This window comes from Paractinoplanes bogorensis, from assembly GCF_018829635.1.
Lineage (GTDB): Bacteria > Actinomycetota > Actinomycetes > Mycobacteriales > Micromonosporaceae > Actinoplanes > Actinoplanes bogorensis.
Genome location: NZ_JAHKKG010000003.1, coordinates 176,116 through 192,036, shown reverse-complemented (window position 1 = coordinate 192,036; position 15,921 = coordinate 176,116). Strand labels below are relative to the sequence as shown.

The 15,921-nt window shown below is 69.6% G+C and carries 18 protein-coding genes; 12 read left to right on the top strand and 6 right to left on the bottom strand.

The window, feature by feature from the left end; genetic code table 11:
* Nucleotides 1–181 precede the first annotated feature (181 nt).
* The 5 genes from KOI35_RS09530 (at nt 182) to KOI35_RS09510 (ending at nt 5,440) form a co-directional block, all read left to right on the top strand.
* Entirely contained in the window at nt 182–1,207 is a 1,026-nt protein-coding gene (locus KOI35_RS09530; protein ID WP_215785725.1) for a LacI family DNA-binding transcriptional regulator, read from the top strand.
* 71 nt (nt 1,208–1,278) lie between these two features.
* A complete protein-coding gene (locus KOI35_RS09525) occupies nt 1,279–2,580 on the top strand; it encodes an ABC transporter substrate-binding protein (protein ID WP_215785724.1) in 1,302 nt (433 codons plus the stop codon).
* Nucleotides 2,581–2,582: 2 nt separating this feature from the next.
* Complete coding sequence (locus KOI35_RS09520; protein WP_215785723.1) at nt 2,583–3,470, top strand: carbohydrate ABC transporter permease; 888 nt, start codon at nt 2,583–2,585, stop codon at nt 3,468–3,470.
* Nucleotides 3,470–4,342, top strand: coding sequence for a carbohydrate ABC transporter permease (locus KOI35_RS09515; protein ID WP_215785722.1), 873 nt, complete (start codon nt 3,470–3,472; stop codon nt 4,340–4,342). Before KOI35_RS09520 ends, KOI35_RS09515 begins: the two co-directional genes overlap by 1 nt.
* Nucleotides 4,343–4,351: 9 nt before the next feature.
* On the top strand, nt 4,352–5,440 hold the full coding sequence (locus KOI35_RS09510; protein ID WP_215785721.1) for a glycoside hydrolase family 172 protein: 1,089 nt from the start codon (nt 4,352–4,354) through the stop codon (nt 5,438–5,440).
* Between the two features lie 6 nt (nt 5,441–5,446).
* Here KOI35_RS09510 and KOI35_RS09505 read toward each other — a convergent pair whose 3' ends face one another.
* Nucleotides 5,447–6,679 carry an alpha-hydroxy acid oxidase gene (locus tag KOI35_RS09505; RefSeq protein WP_215785720.1) on the bottom strand — a complete coding sequence of 411 codons (1,233 nt, stop codon included), beginning with the start codon at nt 6,677–6,679 and terminating at the stop codon, nt 5,447–5,449.
* Nucleotides 6,680–6,731: 52 nt separating this feature from the next.
* Between KOI35_RS09505 and KOI35_RS09500 the strand changes: the two genes are divergently transcribed.
* From KOI35_RS09500 to KOI35_RS09485, 4 genes are read left to right on the top strand one after another with little or no spacing between them, the layout of a single operon-like run.
* Nucleotides 6,732–8,069, top strand: a complete 1,338-nt coding sequence (locus KOI35_RS09500) for a TrkH family potassium uptake protein (protein ID WP_215785719.1) — start codon at nt 6,732–6,734, stop codon at nt 8,067–8,069.
* Entirely contained in the window at nt 8,062–8,733 is a 672-nt protein-coding gene (locus tag KOI35_RS09495; RefSeq protein WP_246612860.1) for a potassium channel family protein, read from the top strand. Before KOI35_RS09500 ends, KOI35_RS09495 begins: the two co-directional genes overlap by 8 nt.
* A 36-nt stretch (nt 8,734–8,769) precedes the next feature.
* The gene (locus KOI35_RS09490; RefSeq protein ID WP_215785718.1) at nt 8,770–9,108 is read left to right on the top strand and encodes an ArsR/SmtB family transcription factor; all 339 of its coding nucleotides are present in this window, start codon (nt 8,770–8,772) and stop codon (nt 9,106–9,108) included.
* The gene (locus tag KOI35_RS09485; RefSeq protein WP_215785717.1) at nt 9,108–9,839 is read left to right on the top strand and encodes a cation efflux transmembrane domain-containing protein; all 732 of its coding nucleotides are present in this window, start codon (nt 9,108–9,110) and stop codon (nt 9,837–9,839) included. The genes KOI35_RS09490 and KOI35_RS09485 overlap by 1 nt, the downstream gene beginning before the upstream one ends.
* A gap of 28 nt (nt 9,840–9,867) precedes the next feature.
* Here KOI35_RS09485 and KOI35_RS09480 read toward each other — a convergent pair whose 3' ends face one another.
* Complete coding sequence (locus KOI35_RS09480; RefSeq protein ID WP_215785716.1) at nt 9,868–10,287, bottom strand: hypothetical protein; 420 nt, start codon at nt 10,285–10,287, stop codon at nt 9,868–9,870.
* Between the two features lie 143 nt (nt 10,288–10,430).
* Entirely contained in the window at nt 10,431–11,033 is a 603-nt protein-coding gene (locus KOI35_RS09475) for a TetR/AcrR family transcriptional regulator (protein WP_215785715.1), read from the bottom strand.
* An 89-nt stretch (nt 11,034–11,122) separates the two neighbouring features.
* Between KOI35_RS09475 and KOI35_RS09470 the strand changes: the two genes are divergently transcribed.
* Nucleotides 11,123–12,157 carry an aldo/keto reductase gene (locus KOI35_RS09470; RefSeq protein ID WP_215785714.1) on the top strand — a complete coding sequence of 345 codons (1,035 nt, stop codon included), beginning with the start codon at nt 11,123–11,125 and terminating at the stop codon, nt 12,155–12,157.
* A gap of 60 nt (nt 12,158–12,217) precedes the next feature.
* Nucleotides 12,218–12,769 carry a TetR/AcrR family transcriptional regulator gene (locus KOI35_RS09465; RefSeq protein ID WP_215785713.1) on the top strand — a complete coding sequence of 184 codons (552 nt, stop codon included), beginning with the start codon at nt 12,218–12,220 and terminating at the stop codon, nt 12,767–12,769.
* A 93-nt stretch (nt 12,770–12,862) separates the two neighbouring features.
* On the opposite strand, the gene KOI35_RS09460 is transcribed toward KOI35_RS09465, so the two are convergent.
* The gene (locus tag KOI35_RS09460; protein WP_215785712.1) at nt 12,863–13,687 is read right to left on the bottom strand and encodes an alpha/beta fold hydrolase; all 825 of its coding nucleotides are present in this window, start codon (nt 13,685–13,687) and stop codon (nt 12,863–12,865) included.
* Nucleotides 13,688–13,762: 75 nt separating this feature from the next.
* Between KOI35_RS09460 and KOI35_RS09455 the strand changes: the two genes are divergently transcribed.
* On the top strand, nt 13,763–14,527 hold the full coding sequence (locus KOI35_RS09455; RefSeq protein ID WP_215785711.1) for an alpha/beta fold hydrolase: 765 nt from the start codon (nt 13,763–13,765) through the stop codon (nt 14,525–14,527).
* Here the strand turns inward: KOI35_RS09455 and KOI35_RS09450 are convergent.
* Together KOI35_RS09450 and KOI35_RS09445 are read right to left on the bottom strand one after the other, a co-directional pair.
* Nucleotides 14,499–15,272, bottom strand: coding sequence for an RlpA-like double-psi beta-barrel domain-containing protein (locus KOI35_RS09450; protein WP_215785710.1), 774 nt, complete (start codon nt 15,270–15,272; stop codon nt 14,499–14,501). The two genes, KOI35_RS09455 and KOI35_RS09450, sit on opposite strands and share 29 nt — an antisense overlap.
* Nucleotides 15,273–15,304: 32 nt before the next feature.
* On the bottom strand, nt 15,305–15,832 hold the full coding sequence (locus KOI35_RS09445) for a hypothetical protein (RefSeq protein ID WP_215785709.1): 528 nt from the start codon (nt 15,830–15,832) through the stop codon (nt 15,305–15,307).
* Nucleotides 15,833–15,921: the final 89 nt, after the last annotated feature.

Genomic DNA, 15,921 nt, shown 5'->3' with positions numbered 1-15,921 from the left:
GAGTAGCGTTACTTCACACTACGCATAGCTTGGCTCACCATGCAACGGCCGCCGATCGACGTTTCGGGTGGTGGTCTCCGGAGATCACGGTTGCGTTACGCCGTTGCGTCAAACGTTTGACGTGCCTAGCTTCACATCAAACGTTTGACACACGTTATGGGTAGCACGGAGGACGGCGCAAATGATCACGCTCAAGGACATCGCCCGGGAAGTCGGGGTGTCGATCTCCAGCGTCTCTCTCGTGCTCAACGACCGTGACTCGGGGCGCATCAAGCCCGAGATCGCCGACCGCATCCGCCGCGCCGCCGAGGAGATGGGCTATGCGTCCAACCTGCTCGCGCGGGGCCTCAAGACGCGGCAGACACACACCCTGGGGCTGCTCTCGGACCAGGTCGCGACCATACCCTTCGCCGGCGAGATGTTGGCCGGAGCGCAGGTCGCGGCGTGGGAGGAGGGCTTCCTGCTGCTGCTCATCGACACCGCGGGCGACCGCAACCTGGAACGCCCGGCCACGACGGCGCTGCTGCAGCGGCACGTCGAGGGGCTCATCCTCGCCTCGAAGTTCCACCGCGAGATGGAGCTGCCGCCGGTGTCCACCCCGATCCCGACCGTGCTGCTCGACGGCCGTCCCAAGGACCCCACCCTCAGGGTCGACTGGGTCGTGCCGGACGAGACCGGTGGCGCGTACGCCGCGACCCGTCACCTGATCGACGCCGGCCACCGCCGGATCGCCTTCCTGACCATCGAGACCCCGGTCTTCGTGGCTCGCGAGCTGCGCCTGACCGGTTATCAGCGCGCGCTGACCGAGGCCGGCATCCCGGTCGACCCCCAGCTGATCGTGGTGGCGGCCGAACCCAGCACGGTGGCCGGCCGCGAACCGGCCGAGCGTCTGCTGAGCCGCCCGGACCGGCCGACCGCCGTGTTCTGCTTCTCCGACCAGCTCGCGTTCAGCCTCTATCAGGCCGCCCACCGGCTCGGCCTGCGGATCCCCGAGGACGTGTCGGTCGTCGGGTTCGACAACCAGCAGTTCGTGGCCGACAGCCTGCTGCCCGGTCTGACCACCGTGCAGCTGCCGCACTCCGCTATGGGGGCGTGGGCCGCCCGGCAGGCCATCGCCCGGCTGCGCGGCGCGGACGATCCGGCCCCGAAGAACTGCCTGATGCCGTGCCCGCTCGTCGAGCGCACGTCGGTGACACGCCCCAGCTAGAGATCCCGTACGGGAAAACACAGCCTTTGACGTTGATGGACACCCCTTTTGCCCGAGAATGAGGTATCTCTGTGACAACACTACGCAAGGCCGGCGCGCTCCTCGGCGTGGCCGCGCTCGCCCTCGCCACGTTCGGCTGCGGCGGCGGAGACGACGGCGGCAGCGGTGACGGCAAGACCCTCCGGATCGTCCAGTACGAGAACCCGACCAGCGCTCAGGGCCAGGGCTGGCAGAAGGCCCTGGAGATCTTCAAGCAGAAGCACCCGGACGTCGAGGTCAAGTTCGAGCAGACCAGCTTCGACGCGGCCCGCCAGAACGCCAAGATCACGCTCTCCGGGAACGACGTGCCGGACGTGGTCGAGTTCAACAAGGGCAACGCCGACGGTGGTCAGCTCGCCGCCCAGGGGCTGCTCGAGCCGCTGACCGAGCAGGTCACCAAGTACGGGTGGGACAAGAAGGTCACCGGCGCGATGTCGGCGTTCGCGAAGTACAGCGAGGACGGCTACGCGGGCGACGGCGAGTGGTACGGCATCCCGAACATCGGCGAGTACGTGATGTTCTACTACAACAAGGAGCTGTTCACGAAGGCCGGCATCACCACGCTGCCGACCACGCAGGCCGAGTTCGAGGCCGCGATGGACAAGCTGATCGCCGCGAAGATCATCCCGATCTCCAGCTCGGCCGCGACCAGCCAGGGCTTCAACCAGATGTGGGTCTGGTACTCGCTCGTCTCGGCCCAGGCCAGCCGGCAGCAGATCGACGACTTCATGTTCGTGCGCCAGCCGGTCGACTTCAAGGCGGCGCCGTGGGGCGACGGCACCAGGAAGTTCCAGGAGTGGATCGACAAGGGCTACGTCGGCGACAAGCTCGGCGGGCTCTCGTTCGAGCAGGCCACGGTCAACTTCCTGAGCGGCAAGGCGGCCATGCTGATCTGGAACAACGGTGAGTTCGCGCGGATCCGCAAGGACGCCAAGTTCGACTGGGACTACTTCACGATGCCGGGCGCGAACATGACGATGGGCTCCTCGGGCCACCTGTGGGGCGTGCCGGCCAAGGCGTCGAACAAGGAACTCGCGTACGAGTGGATCGACACCACGCTGAGCCCCGAGGTGCAGAACGAGATCGGCAAGCTCGGCGGACTCCCGCTGGCCGGTGACGCGAGCGTGATCACCGACCCGATCACCAAGAAGTTCACCGAGCGGTTCAACGAGCTGGTGCAGGCCGACACGCTGACCTTCTACCCGGACTACCCGGTGCCCGGCTTCCTCGACTTCATCCAGCAGCACATGCAGGCCATGAGCAACAAGAACGAGACGGCCGACCAGTACATCGACACGCTGCAGAAGTTCTACGACGACGGTAAGGGCAAGTAGCAATGCGCAACAAAAGGGGCTGGTGGCTCTACCTGCTGCCGATCCTGATCGGCTTCACCGCCATCGTGTTGATCCCGTTCGTGGTCAACGTGGTGTTCAGCTTCTTCCGGTGGAAGGGCGGCATGGCCCCCTTCCGCTGGGAGGGGCTCGGCAACTACGACGCGCTGCTGCACGACGAGAACTTCTGGATGTCGTTCCGCAACTCGATCTTCATGATCATCGCGATCGTGGTGATCCCGACGATGATCGGCATCCTGCTCGCGGCGGTGCTCTACGACTACATCGGCAAGCGGTTCGGCAGCCGGATCGCGGCGTTCCTGCGGGCCACGTACTACCTGCCGCAGATCCTGCCGATCGCGGTGGCCGGCTTCATCTGGAGCTGGGTGCTGGACAGCGGCAACGGCTCGATCAACACGTTCCTGCAGAAGGTCGGGGTCGCCGATCCCCCGGACTGGCTGGGCAATCCCGACCTGGCGCTCTACTCGGTGATGCTGATGCTGGTCTGGCTGCAGATCGGCTATCCGGTGGTCATCTTCATCGCGGCGCTGTCCCGGGTCGACCCCGAGCTCTACGAGGCGGCCGAGCTCGACGGGGCCGGCTGGTGGCGGCAGTTCGCGGCGATCACGATCCCGCAGATCCGGCCCGAGCTGTTCATCGTGGTGCTGACCGCGACCGTGGGCGCTCTCAAGGTGTTCGCGCCGATCCTGATCCTGACCGGGGGCGGGCCCGAGGGCTCGACCGTGGTGCCGTCCTACTACGCGTACCGGAACTTCTTCGAGCTCTCCCAGGTCGGGTACGGCTCGACCATCGCGACCGTGATGTCCCTGGTGATCTTTGCGGTGGCCGCGGTGATGCTGATCTGGCAGCGCCGCTCGGAAAGGAGCGCCTGATGTCCGCGCCAACCGCGCCCCCGGCTGCGGCCGCACGTCAAAACCGCGTTTCCCGTACGCCGATGCAGTGGCTCGTTCTCGGCCTGTGCGCGGTGTTCGCCGTGGTCATGCTGGCGCCGTTCCTGCTGCTCGTGCTCAACGCGTTCAAGTCGGGCGCGGACTACTCGTCGGGCGGCCCGGTCGCGTGGCCGAAATCGTTCACGCTGGACGCCTTCCGCGACTACATGTCGATGGTCGACTTTCCGCGCGCCCTGTGGAACTCGATCCTCATCTCGACCGTGGTCGCCTTCGCCGGCACCGGGCTCGCGTTGATCAGTGCGTACGCGATCGGCATCGGCCGGGTCAAAGGCAGCGCGGTCATCCTGGCCGTCCTGCTGCTGGCCACGATGGTGCCGCACGAAGCCCTGATCTACCCGCTGTTCTACGGCGCCCAGGAGACCGGCACGTTCAACACGGTGTGGTCGGTGATCATCATCTTCACCGTGCTGCAGGCCGCCTTCGGCACGTATCTGTTGTCGAGCGTGATGAGCACCGTCCCGAAGGAGCTGCTGGACGCGGCCGGGATCGACGGCGCCGGCCGGTGGACGATCCTGTGGAAGATCATCCTGCCCGTGCTGCGGCCCACCCTCTCGGTGCTGGTGGTCTTCTTCTTCATCTGGACGTGGAACGAGTTCTACATCCCGGTCGTGCTGCTCTCCGACGCGTCGTCACAGACCGTGCCGATCGCCCTGTCCACGCTGCGTGGTCAGCACTCGATCGACATCACCACTTTGAACGCCGGCTCGCTGCTGTCGCTGCTGCCGACGCTCGTCTTCTTCCTGATCTTCCAGCGCACCCTGAGCCACGGCGTCACCGCCGGCTCGATCAAGTAAGGACCCCCCTTGTTCAACTCGTGGAGCACCCTCATGCCCGGCGTCCGCAGCCGGTCGATCAACGCCGAGAACCCGACCGGCGCCCCCGGTCTGGGCGCGCGGACCGCGTCCCCGCTCGGCCCCGGGCGCAAGGGCACGGCGTATCTGCCGCTGCCGGCCGGTGAGACGCTGACCCTGGCCGACATCGAGGGGCCCGGCGTCATCCGGCACATCTGGATCACGGTGGCCGACCGTACGGAAGCCGGGCCTTTTGTCCTGCGCGACCTGGTGCTGCGCGCCTATTGGGACGGCTCGGACACGCCGTCGGTCGAGGTGCCGCTGGGTGACTTCTTCTGCAACGGGTTCGCGACGCGGGCTCTCGTCACGTCGGTGCCGATCGTGGTCGCGCCGACCGGCGGGATGAACTCGTACATCCCGATGCCGTTCCGCACCGGCGCCCGGATCACCCTGGAGAGCCAGCACCCGGGCGACCTCGAGCACATCTTCTTCCAGATCGACTACACGACCGGTCCGGTGGAGGCGGACGCCGGCTACTTCCACGCGCAGTGGCGGCGGTCCAACGGCACCACTGCGCTGGGTGAGGACCACGTCATCCTGGACGGGGTCGAGGGCAGCGGCGTCTACCTCGGTACGTATGTGGCGCTCGCGTCGCTGACCCGCTTCTGGTGGGGTGAGGGCGAGGTCAAGTTCTACGTCGACGGCGACTCCGACTTTCCGACGCTGTGCAGCACGGGTCTCGAGGACTACGCGGGCGGAGCGTGGGCGTTCCAGGACGAACTGCGCGCTTCCCCGGAACCCGTCGTCCAGACGTTCAGCGCGCCCTACTTCGGCTACCCGTACCGGTCGATCGCGGACACGACCAAGGCGTCGCCGTTCTCGACGCCGACCGCGCCGATGCACGGGCTCTACCGGTTCCACGTGCCCGACCCGATCTACTTCGACGAGCGGCTGCGGGTGACGCTGCAGCAGATCGGCGCGTGGGACCACGGGCTGTTCGAACGGCAGGACGACATCTCGACCACCGCGTACTGGTATCAGAACGCTCCGGCCGCTGCACTTCCGGCCCTGCCGTCGGCGCGGGAGCGCTGGCCACGCTGATCAGTTTCAGTCGATCGGGAGCAGGCGCCGGAGCTGGGTCACGTGCGCCGGCGTCAGCTCGTCGATCGTGTGGGCGCCGAGCAGTTTCATCGTACGGACGATCTGCTCGGTCAGGATCTCGATGGTCCGGTCGACGCCCGGGCGACCGCCGGCCATCAGCCCGTACAGGTAGGCGCGCCCGATCTGGGTGAACCGGGCCCCCAGAGCCATGCAGGCGACGATGTCGGCGCCGTGCATGATGCCGGTGTCGACCATGACCTCGACGTCGGCGCCGACCTCGCGCACCACCTTGGGCAGCAGGTGGAACGGGATCGGGGCGCGGTCGAGCTGGCGGCCGCCGTGGTTGGACAGGACGATGCCGTCGACGCCGAGGCCGGCCAGCTTCCTGGCGTCGTCGACGGTCTGCACGCCCTTGACCGCCAGCTTGCCGGGCCACATCTCCCGGATGATCCGCAGATCTTCGTAGCTGATCGTCGGGTCCATGGCCGCGTCGAGCAGTTCGCCGACCGTGCCGCCGGTGGACGACAGCGAGGCGAACTCGAGCTTCGGGGTGGTCAGGAAGTCGTACCACCACCAGGGGCGGGGCACGGCGTTGGCGATCGTCCGCAGGCTCAGCTGCGGCGGGATCGAGAAGCCGTTGCGCTTGTCGCGGAGCCGTGCCCCGGCGATCGGGGTGTCGACGGTGAAGAAGAGGGTGTCGAAGCCGGCCTTGGCGGCGCGTTCGACCAGCGCGTACGAGATCTCGCGCTGCCGCATCACGTACAGCTGGAACCAGTTGCGGCCGGCCGGGTTGACCTCCTTGACCGTCTCGATGCTGGTGGTGCCGAGCGTGGACAGGCAGAACGGGATGCCGGCGGCGGCCGCGGCACCGGCCCCGGCCACCTCGCCCTCGGTCTGCATGAGCCGGGTGAACCCGGTCGGCGCGATGCCGAACGGCAACGCCGAGCGGCCGCCGAACACCGTCACCGAGGTGTCGACCTTCGCGACGTCACGCAGCACGGACGGGTGGAACTCGATGTCGCGGAACGCCTGCCGGGCCCGGGCCAGCGACAACTCGTCCTCGGCGGCGCCGTCGGTGTAGTCGAAGGCGGCCCGCGGCGTCCGGCGCTTGGCGACGAGGCGCAGGTCTTCGATGGTGAGCGCCGCCTCGAGCCGGCGCGTGCGGCCGTTGAGCTGAGGCTTCTTGAACCGCATGAGCTCGAAGATCTCGGCCGGCTTCGGGACCTGACGCTGCACCATTCATCGACGGTACCCGCGCCGGGCATGATCATTGGTGCGGTATAACTGCGGGATGCGTCCGGCCCGCCCGCATCCGGCCCGGACCGTCGTGGTGGCGTTCCTGGGCGCGATCGCCGTCGGCACGGTGCTCCTGCTGCTGCCGGTGTCGCGGGCCGGGAGCGGGTCGGCGTCGCTGCTGACCGCGTTCTTCACCGCGACCTCGGCCATCACCACCTCGGGCATGACCGTCGTCGACACGTCCACCTACTGGTCCGATTTCGGGCACGTGCTGCTGGCCGTGATGACCCAGGCCGGCGGATTCGGGATCACCACGCTGGCCACCCTGGCCGGCCTGATCGTCTCGCAACGGCTCGGGTTGCGCGGCCGGATGATGACCGGGGCCGAGACGAACTCCGGGCTGGCCCACGGCGAGGTCCGGCAGGTGGTCATCCTGGCCGCGGCGGTCATGTTCGCCACCGAGATGGTGATCGCGGCGATCTTCACCGTACGACTACGGGTCACCTACGACGTCCCACTGGGCGCGGCGGCGTGGGAGGGCGTGTTCAACGCCGTGCAGGCGTTCAACAACTGCGGCTTCTCGCTGCGCGGCACCGGGCTGAGCACCTTCGTCAGCGACTGGTGGATCTGCGTCCCGCTGACCCTCGGGGTGATCGTCGGGGGCATCGGCGTGCCCGTCCTGCACGAGATCGGCCGCCAGTCGCGCCGGCCGGCCGCCTGGACGACCCACACGCGGCTCACCGTCGGCGGCTCGCTCGTGTTGCTGGCCGTCGGGTTCGTGGCCGTACTCGCTCTCGAGTGGCGCAATTCCGGAACGCTCGGCCCCCTCGGCGTACCGGGAAAGATCCTCGCCGCCTTTGTGCAAGGCACCATCCCGCGGTCGGGCGGGTTCAACACGGTCGACTACGGCGCGATGAACGAGGACACCTCGGCCATCATGATCGGGCTGATGTTCATCGGCGGCGGCAGCGCCAGCACGGCCGGCGGCATCAAGGTGACGACGTTCTTCCTGCTCGCGTACGTGATCTGGACCGAGGTGCGCGGCGAACGCGACGTCGTCATCGGGCGCCGCCGGATCGCCGAAGCCACGCAGCGCCAGGCCACCGCGGTCGCCCTGCTCGGCGTGGCCGTCGTCGCCACCGGCACGCTCGTCCTGCTCGGCATCACCTCCGGCGTCACCACCGACCGCGCGCTGTTCGAGGTGATGTCCGCGTTCAGCACGTCCGGGCTGACCACCGGGCTCACCGCCGAACTGCACGAGGGCGGCCAGCTCGTCCTCAGTGCGATGATGTTCATCGGCCGCGTCGGGACCGTCGCCGTCGCGTCCGCGCTGGCCCTCAACACCCGCCATCGGCTGTACCGCTACCCGGAGGAGCGACCCATCGTTGGCTGAGAAGGACATCGCCAAGGACGAGAACATCGTCGTCATCGGCCTGGGCCGGTTCGGCGGCCAGGTGGCCGACTCGCTGCTGCAGCTCGGCCACGAGGTGCTCGGCGTCGACGAGAGCGAACACCTGGTGCAGCAGTGGTCGGACAAGCTGACCCACGTGGTGCAGGCCGACGCCACCGACGAGGACGCGCTGCTGCAGATCGGCATCAAGGAGTTCTCCCGGGCCGTCGTCGGCATCGGCAGCGACATCGAGGCCAGCGTGCTCACCGTTCTCACGCTCAGCGAGCTGGGACTGCGCGAGATCTGGGCCAAGGCGGTCTCGGCCAAGCACGGGCGGATCCTGCGCTCGGTCGGCGCCCACCACGTCATCTATCCCGAGGCCACCATGGGCGAGCGGGTGGCCCACCTGATGGCGACCCGGATGCTCGACTTCTTCGAGCTGGAGGACGGTTTCGCGATCGCCCGCACGAGGGCCCCGCACAACGCGGCCGGCCGCACCCTGGCCGAGCTGGCGTTGCGCACCCAACACGGCGTCACCGTGGTCGGCATCAAGACCTCTGGGACCGACTTCCGGTTCGCCGCGCCGGAAACCGTGGTGCCCGAGCACGCCGAACTGGTGGTGGCCGGAAGCACCGAGCTCGTGCAGAGATTCGCCGCGACGACCTGATTCCGTTAGTACATTCGACGCTGTACTGTCGTCAGCGTGGAGACGTTGACGCACGGTCAGGTGCTGGCCCGCTTCGGGCATGCGATTTCTGATCCCGTACGGGCCAGGTTGCTGCTCGCCCTGCGCGACGGACCCGGTTATCCGGCCGAACTGGCCGATCTTCTCGGCACGACCCGGCAGAACCTGTCCAACCATCTGGCCTGCCTGCGCGGATGCGGCCTGGTCGTGGCCGTGCCCGAGGGAAGGCGCAGCCGGTACGAGCTGGCCGACGCCCGGCTCGCGCACGCCCTGGGCGACCTGCTCGGCCTGGTGCTGGCGGTCGACCCGGCGGCGTGCCCGGTCTCCGCCTCCTCCCCCGACGCGGAGTGCTGCTGATGGTCGCGCCGGCCCCCGGCCGACAGGCTGTCCTGATGCGACGGGTGCGCTGGCTGGTCGCGGCGACCATCACGTACAACGTCGTCGAGGCGGTCATCGCGATCACGGCGGGCACGGTCGCGTCGTCGACGGCGCTGGTCGGGTTCGGGCTCGACTCGATCATCGAGGTGTCGTCGGCCGCGGCGGTGGCGTGGCAGTTCTCCGGCCCCGACCACGAGCGCCGGGAGCGGACCGCGCTGCGCATCATCGCGTTGTCGTTCTTCGCGCTCGCGGCCTACGTGTCGGTCGAATCGATCCGTTCCCTGGTGACCGGCGAGCGGGCTTCACACGCACCGGTCGGCCTGGTGCTGGCAGCGGTGTCGCTGCTGGTGATGCCGGGCCTGTCAGCGGCCCAACGCCGAACCGGCCGCGAACTGGGCTCGGCCTCCGCGGTCGCCGACTCCAAACAGACGCTGCTGTGCACCTACCTGTCGGCGGTGCTGCTGGCCGGGCTCGCGGTGAACTCGTTGTTCGGCTGGTGGTGGGCCGATCCGCTGGCCGCACTGGCCATCGCGGTGGTCGCGGTCAAGGAGGGCCGCGAGGCGTGGCGGGGCGACACCTGCTGCACCCCGGCCGTCGCGTCCCGCCCGGTTGCGGTCGGCGTTGTCCCGGTCGGCGTTGTCCCGGTCGGCGCCGAACGGCCCGGGACTGCCTGCGCGGACGGCTGCTGCTCGCCCGCCGAGACGGGATAGCCCCGCTGGGCGATCTCGCGGTCGGGCGCTACTCGCTCTTTCGCAGGCGGTCGGCCGCCTTTCGTGCCTCGGCCAAGCCGCCGTCCAGGAGCTTCTTCCGCCTACCCCAACCCTCGGCTCTCGCGATGGCCGCGTCGACGAGATCGAGGAGCTCCGCCCGGGCATCGTTCTCGGGGTGCGCCGGAAGGGCGACCTGCACAACCAGCGACCGGTAGTCGCCGAGGAACGTTCCGATGCGGATGCCGGAGAACTTCGGACCCCACACTTCCCCGGGGACCAAGAAGGTGACCGTCACGTTGAAGGGCACGTCGGAGATACCCGGGAACTCCGTCAGCGGCCCGTGCATCGACTCGATCGCGCGGGTCCAGCGCTTGTCCTCGAGACCGCCACCGACGATCGACTTCACCTCGAGCGGGCCCATACGTGCGCGTATCTCGTCGTCGGCCAACGGCATCCGGTCCGCCTCTTCGCAATCATCCGGCCAACGCCGTCACCAGTCGGCCTTCCGCGCATGAGCGGCGCAGCCCCGGTGCAGCCGGTCGCGCACGCGAACGCGGCAAGTCATCGCCACGGCGGTGTGGAGCCGGCCGGTCAACCGGTCTGCGCGTAAGCGCCGGCGCGGGCGGCTGCGGCGGCGGCCTCGGCGGCCCGGTCGGCTGCGGTGGGGTCGAGGGGCTCCTGGCTGATCATCAGGCGGTAGTAGAGCGGGGCCGACACCGCGCGGATCACCTCGGTGGCGTCGGTGCCCGCGGGTAGTTCGCCCCGCGAGATCGCCTGCTCTACGCAGGGGGCCCACTCGGCGATGCGTACGGCATAAAAGGTCCGCAACGCCGTGGCTGTGCGGGCGTCGCAGGCAGCGGCGACGATGATCGCGCGGAAGAGTGCGCCCTGCCTCGGGTCGGTCAGCGTGCGCAGCACCAGGTGGGCGTTGGCGCGCAGGTCGCCGATCAGCGAACCGGTGTCGGCGCGCGGGGTCGACTGGTCGGCCATGTCGTCGAGCATGTCGGCGACCAGGGCCGCGACCGTGCCCCAGCGGCGGTAGACCGTGGTCTTGCCGACGCCGGCCCGCCGCGCGATCTCGGCCAGGTCGAGTTTGTCGAAGCCGTCCTCGACCAGCGCATCGCCCGCGGCCTGCAGAACTGCGGCCCGGACCCGGGCGGTCCGCCCACCGGGCCGCACTGTGCCGACCGTCATAACGGGTCTCCAGTCTCGTTAAGTGCTCCTCGCTGCTATCGTAGTCCGCATCTTAACGGAACCATGGTTCCATTAAAAAAGGAGTGGCGATGGAGTATCGGCGACTGGGGACGTCGGGGCTGACCGTGCCGGCCCTGAGCTTCGGGGCGGGCACCTTCGGGGGCGACGGGCCGCTCTTCGGCCACTGGGGTACGACCGACGCGCGGGAGGCCCGGCGCCTGATCGACATCTGCCTGGACGCGGGCGTGACCATGTTCGACACCGCCGACGTCTATTCCGGCGGCGCGTCGGAGGAGGTGCTCGGGCAGGCGATCAAGGGCCGCCGCGACGCCGTGCTGCTGTCGACCAAGGCGGGCCTGCCCATCGGCGACGGCCCGGACGACCTCGGCACCTCGCGCTCCCGCCTGATCCGCTCGGTCGAGGCCGCGCTGCGCCGCCTCGGCACCGACTACCTCGACCTGTTCCAGCTGCACGCCTTCGACGCCGCGACCCCGGTCGACGAGGTCGTGTCCACGCTGGACGACCTGGTGACCGCGGGCAAGATCCGCTATCTCGGCGCCTCCAACTTCGCCGGCTGGCAGCTGATGAAGTCGCTCGCCACCGCCGACCGCGAGCACCGCCGCCGCTACGTGGCCCACCAGGTCTACTACTCACTGGTCGGCCGCGACTACGAGTGGGAGCTGATGCCGCTCGGCCGCGACCAGGGCGTCGGCGCGATGGTGTGGAGCCCGCTCGGCTGGGGACGCCTGACCGGCAGGATCCGCCGCGGCACTCCCCTGCCACCGGGCAGCCGTCTGCACGCCACCGCCGACTTCGGCCCACCGGTGGACGACCAGCAACTGTTCACCGTCGTCGACGTGCTCGACGAGCTGGCCCACGAGACCGGCCAGGCGATCCCGCAGATCGCCGTCAACTGGCTGCTGCAGCGCCCCACTGTCGCCACCGTCATCATCGGCGCCCGCAACGAGGAACAACTGCGCCAGAACCTGGGCGCCGCCGGCTGGTCCCTGACCCCCGACCAGATCGCCCGCCTGGACGCGGCCAGCACCCGCACCGCGCCCTACCCGTACTTCCCCTACCAGCGCCAGGAAGGCTTCGCCCGCCTCAACCCGGCCATCGTGTGAGGACCGTCCGGCGCTAGGATATGGCGGCCCCCGCCATTTCGCCGACGCCGAGGTGACGCGATGACCGGTCAGCGTGCCGACGCCCGCCGCAACTACGCGCTGCTGCTGGCCGTGGCCGAGCGGGCGGTCGCCGAGCAGGGGCCCGACGCGTCGCTCGAGCAGATCGGGCGGACGGCCGGGGTCGGGTCGGGCACCGTGCGCCGGCACTTCCCGACGCGGCACGCGCTGCTCGAGGCGGTGTTCCGAAAGCAGATCGACCATTTGACCGTACGGGCGCAGGCCCTGGCCGATGCTCGAGAGGACAACCGCGCCGCTCTGCTCGCATGGCTCGGCGACGTGCTGACGGTCGCCGCCGAGACGCGCGGCCTGGCCGAGGCCCTCAAACGCGACCGCTCGACCGGCCCCGGCGACGCGCACGAACATGGCGCCGTCGCGAGCCTGGCCGAGGCCGGTCGCCCCCTGGTGCGACGGGCCGCGCCCGCATTGGCCGCCGGTGTGACCATCACCGACCTGCTCGACCTGGTCACCGGCATCGCCCTGGCCACCGAGCACGACCCGGCCGGCGCGCACCGGCTGCTGGCCCTGACCGTCACGGGCCTCAGCCCTCAGTGACCACGCCGCCCGAGCCAAGCAACCGCCGGCCCCCAATGACCACGCCGCCGGGCTCGGGCAGACGTCAGCCCCGATGTGTCAAGCCGCGTCGCGTCAGGAGCGGATGAAGGCCAGCACGTCCGCGTTGATCGTGTCGGCCTGGGTGGTGGGCATGCCGTGCGGGAAACCCTCGTAGGTCTTCAGCACGCCGTTCTTGAGCAGTTCGATCGCGCGGGGCGCCGCCGTGCCGTACGGGACGATCTGGTCGGCCGTGCCGTGCATGACCAGGACCGGGACGGTGATTTTGCGGAGGTCTTCCGAGTAGTCCTCGTCGACGAAGGCGGTGACGCAGTCGTACTGGCCTTTCGCGCCGCCCATCATCGCCTGACGCCACCAGTTCTCGATGATCGCTTCCGACGGTTCTACACCGGGCTGGTCGAAGTTATAGAACGGCCCGGACGGCAGCGCCCGGAAGAAGTCGGCGCGGTGGGCGGCCACCCCGCCGTGCATGCCGGCGAAGGCTTCCGCCGGTACGCCGGCCGGGTTGGCGTCCGTGCGCAGCACCGACGGGGTCACCGCGCTGATCAGCACCGCCTTGGCCACCCGGTCCTCGCCGTGGCGCCCGAGGTAGCGGGCCACCTCGCCGCCACCCGCGGAGTGCCCGACGTGCACGGCGTCGCGCAGGTCGAGGTGGTCGGCCAGCGCGGCCAGGTCGTCCGCGTAGTGGTTCATGTCGTTGCCCTCGCCGACCTGGGCCGAGCGCCCGTGCCCGCGGCGGTCGTGCGCGATCACGCGGTAGCCGTGCTGCAGGAAGAACAGCATCTGCGCGTCCCAGTCGTCGGCCGACAGCGGCCAGCCGTGGCTGAAGACGATCGGCTGCCCGGTCCCCCAGTCCTTGAAGAAGATCCGCGTGCCGTCCCCGGTCGTGAACTCGGCCATGTCCTGCCCCCTCGATGTCGGTCCGGGCCGAACGCTAGGCAGGCCGAGTGGAAGACGAGTGAATAGGCTGGAGCGATGCTTCGCGTACGCGGTGAGACCGGACCCGCCGTCCTCCTGCTCCCGGGCGGTGCGGCTGCGGTCGAGGGGTTCTTCCCGGGCCTGGCCGAGGGACTGATCGCCGAGCCGGGCGCGCGGGTGATCGAGTACGACCGGGTCCCGACCCTGGCCGGGGCCACGAGCGATCTGCACGCCACGATCGCCGAAGTCGGGCTCGGCCCGGTGGTGGTGATCGGGCAGAGCCTGGGCGGCGCGGTGGCGCTGCTGCTCGCGCGCGATCACCCGGACGACGTGGCCGGCCTGGTGCTGCTCGACGCGTCGCCGGTCAACGACGTCGCCCGGTGCCGGCAGATCGCGAAGACGATGCGTACGGTCGAGGCCCTGCACCGCCTCCCGGTGCTCGGCCGGGCCGTCCCGACGCTCATCGCCGCCACCGGGGTCAACAAGCACCTGCGTCAGGCGACCCGTCCCGACGTACGGGAAGCCTGGGAACGCATGAAAGAGATGGACGTCGCGCAGCTGGCGAGGGCCGCGAGCGGGCTGGACGAGCTGGCGGCCGGGTTCCGGGAGCAGGATCTGCCGCGGGTGCCGGCCGTGGTGGTGACCGCCGACCGGAAGCCGGAGGCGCCGATCCGGCGGGCGCACGAACGTATTGCCGCCGCCCTGGGCGCGCCGATCGTGTCGTGGCCCGGCGCCGACCACAACGTGCAGCTCACCCACCCCGACGAGGTGCTGAAAGTAAGCCGCGACGTGGTCAGCCAAGTGTCAGGCGGGCGCCGGTGAAGGTCACGTACCAGTCGGAGCCGGTGAAGTTGGGGCCGGTCTCGGGGCCGATGTAGGCGTCGATGTGGCGGCTGCCGCCGAGCCCGGGTGTGAACTCGTCGGTGATCCGCCACGAGGCCCGGCGCAGCGCGGCACAGGTCGCGGCGGGCGGGCTCGACCCGTCCTCCTGGCGGCCGCAACTCGAGATGACAAAGCGGCTCCCGTACGCCAGCACGTCCGGATCGGCGGCCGACGACACGAACGGGGTGAGCGCCTTCCCGTCGGCGCTGCGCGGTTCGGTGTCGAGCCAGTAGCCGATGTCGTACGACCAGTTCAGGTATTTCCCGGCGGTGGTGTGCCCGGTTCCCTCGTCGTGCACCGCCTGCACGAAGTCGCCCGGATAGGTGCCGAGGTCGTCGCCGCCGTTCTTGCAGTCGAGTTTGAGGCAGCCGGTGACCTGTTCCGGGTCGCCGTCGTGGAAGCGCTCGACCGCGGTGTAGTAGACGGTGATCTCCCAGCCCGCACTGACCTGAGCGGGGGCCGGGGCCGAGGACGGGGCGGGCTGCGTGCTCGACCGCCAGAAGCTCCACGGCTCCCCCAGGCTCCGCACCCCGGGTGACGACGGCGCCGGCAGCAGCGAGGGCGCCGGCCGCACCGAGGGCGAACCGGCGACCCAGGCCGGAGCGGGTGCCTCGTCACCACACCCGGCCGTCAGCGCGGCGATCACTGCGATCGCCGCGCCGCGGACCGTACGGCAAAAACGCACCTCCCGAGCATCGCAGCCCGGAAAGGCCCAGGTCAGCTCAACGTGAACGTCACGTCGTCGACGTCGAAGGCCGTGGACCCACCGCCCTCGGTCTCGCCGGCGTAGAAGCTCACCGAAGCGGTTCGCTCGGTCGCCGCCGCCGACACGGGGCTGGTGTGCTGGGTCCAGGACGCCGGGTGGTCGTACGCGAAGCTGTAGTAGGTCTTGGGCGGCACCCCGGTGACCGAGAAGCCGACGTTCAGGTAGTCCCCGCGCATCGTCTCGGTGGTCGTCGCCCGCACCCAGAAACTGACCGTGAGGGTGCAGTCGGCCGGAACGGTGACGGTGGTCCGGAGCAGGTCGCTGTGGGTGACGTCCAGACCGCCGAGGGCCGCGTAGGCGCGCCCGGTGTGCGCCGCGCCGAGCACCACGATGCGCGGGCCCGCGGTCCAGCCGGTTGTGCCCCGCTCGAAACCCGGGTTGGGCTGGATCTGCCCGCGGCAGGCCGGGGCGGCCGAGGCCGGTTGCCCGACCGTGAGGCCGGCGGTGACGAGTAGCAGGGCGGTGACGAGAGCTTTCATGGTGTCTCCCCGTTGATATCGGCAAACATCGATCCCTACGGACGATGCCGGATGATTTCCGCCACGTAAAGCCCGCCCTGCCGCGGCGC

What these genes read in the sequence shown, in the direction of transcription:
- KOI35_RS09530 (WP_215785725.1), top strand. Translation starts at nt 182, where the DNA reads ATGATCACGCTCAAGGACATCGCCCGGGAAGTCGGGGTGTCGATCTCC.
- KOI35_RS09520 (WP_215785723.1), top strand. Translation starts at nt 2,583, where the DNA reads ATGCGCAACAAAAGGGGCTGGTGGCTCTACCTGCTGCCGATCCTGATC.
- KOI35_RS09515 (WP_215785722.1), top strand. Translation starts at nt 3,470, where the DNA reads ATGTCCGCGCCAACCGCGCCCCCGGCTGCGGCCGCACGTCAAAACCGC.
- KOI35_RS09505 (WP_215785720.1), bottom strand. Translation starts at nt 6,679, where the DNA reads ATGGTGCAGCGTCAGGTCCCGAAGCCGGCCGAGATCTTCGAGCTCATG.
- KOI35_RS09500 (WP_215785719.1), top strand. Translation starts at nt 6,732, where the DNA reads ATGCGTCCGGCCCGCCCGCATCCGGCCCGGACCGTCGTGGTGGCGTTC.
- KOI35_RS09485 (WP_215785717.1), top strand. Translation starts at nt 9,108, where the DNA reads ATGGTCGCGCCGGCCCCCGGCCGACAGGCTGTCCTGATGCGACGGGTG.
- KOI35_RS09475 (WP_215785715.1), bottom strand. Translation starts at nt 11,033, where the DNA reads ATGACGGTCGGCACAGTGCGGCCCGGTGGGCGGACCGCCCGGGTCCGG.
- KOI35_RS09470 (WP_215785714.1), top strand. Translation starts at nt 11,123, where the DNA reads ATGGAGTATCGGCGACTGGGGACGTCGGGGCTGACCGTGCCGGCCCTG.
- KOI35_RS09465 (WP_215785713.1), top strand. Translation starts at nt 12,218, where the DNA reads ATGACCGGTCAGCGTGCCGACGCCCGCCGCAACTACGCGCTGCTGCTG.
- KOI35_RS09460 (WP_215785712.1), bottom strand. Translation starts at nt 13,687, where the DNA reads ATGGCCGAGTTCACGACCGGGGACGGCACGCGGATCTTCTTCAAGGAC.
- KOI35_RS09455 (WP_215785711.1), top strand. Translation starts at nt 13,763, where the DNA reads ATGCTTCGCGTACGCGGTGAGACCGGACCCGCCGTCCTCCTGCTCCCG.
- KOI35_RS09445 (WP_215785709.1), bottom strand. Translation starts at nt 15,832, where the DNA reads ATGAAAGCTCTCGTCACCGCCCTGCTACTCGTCACCGCCGGCCTCACG.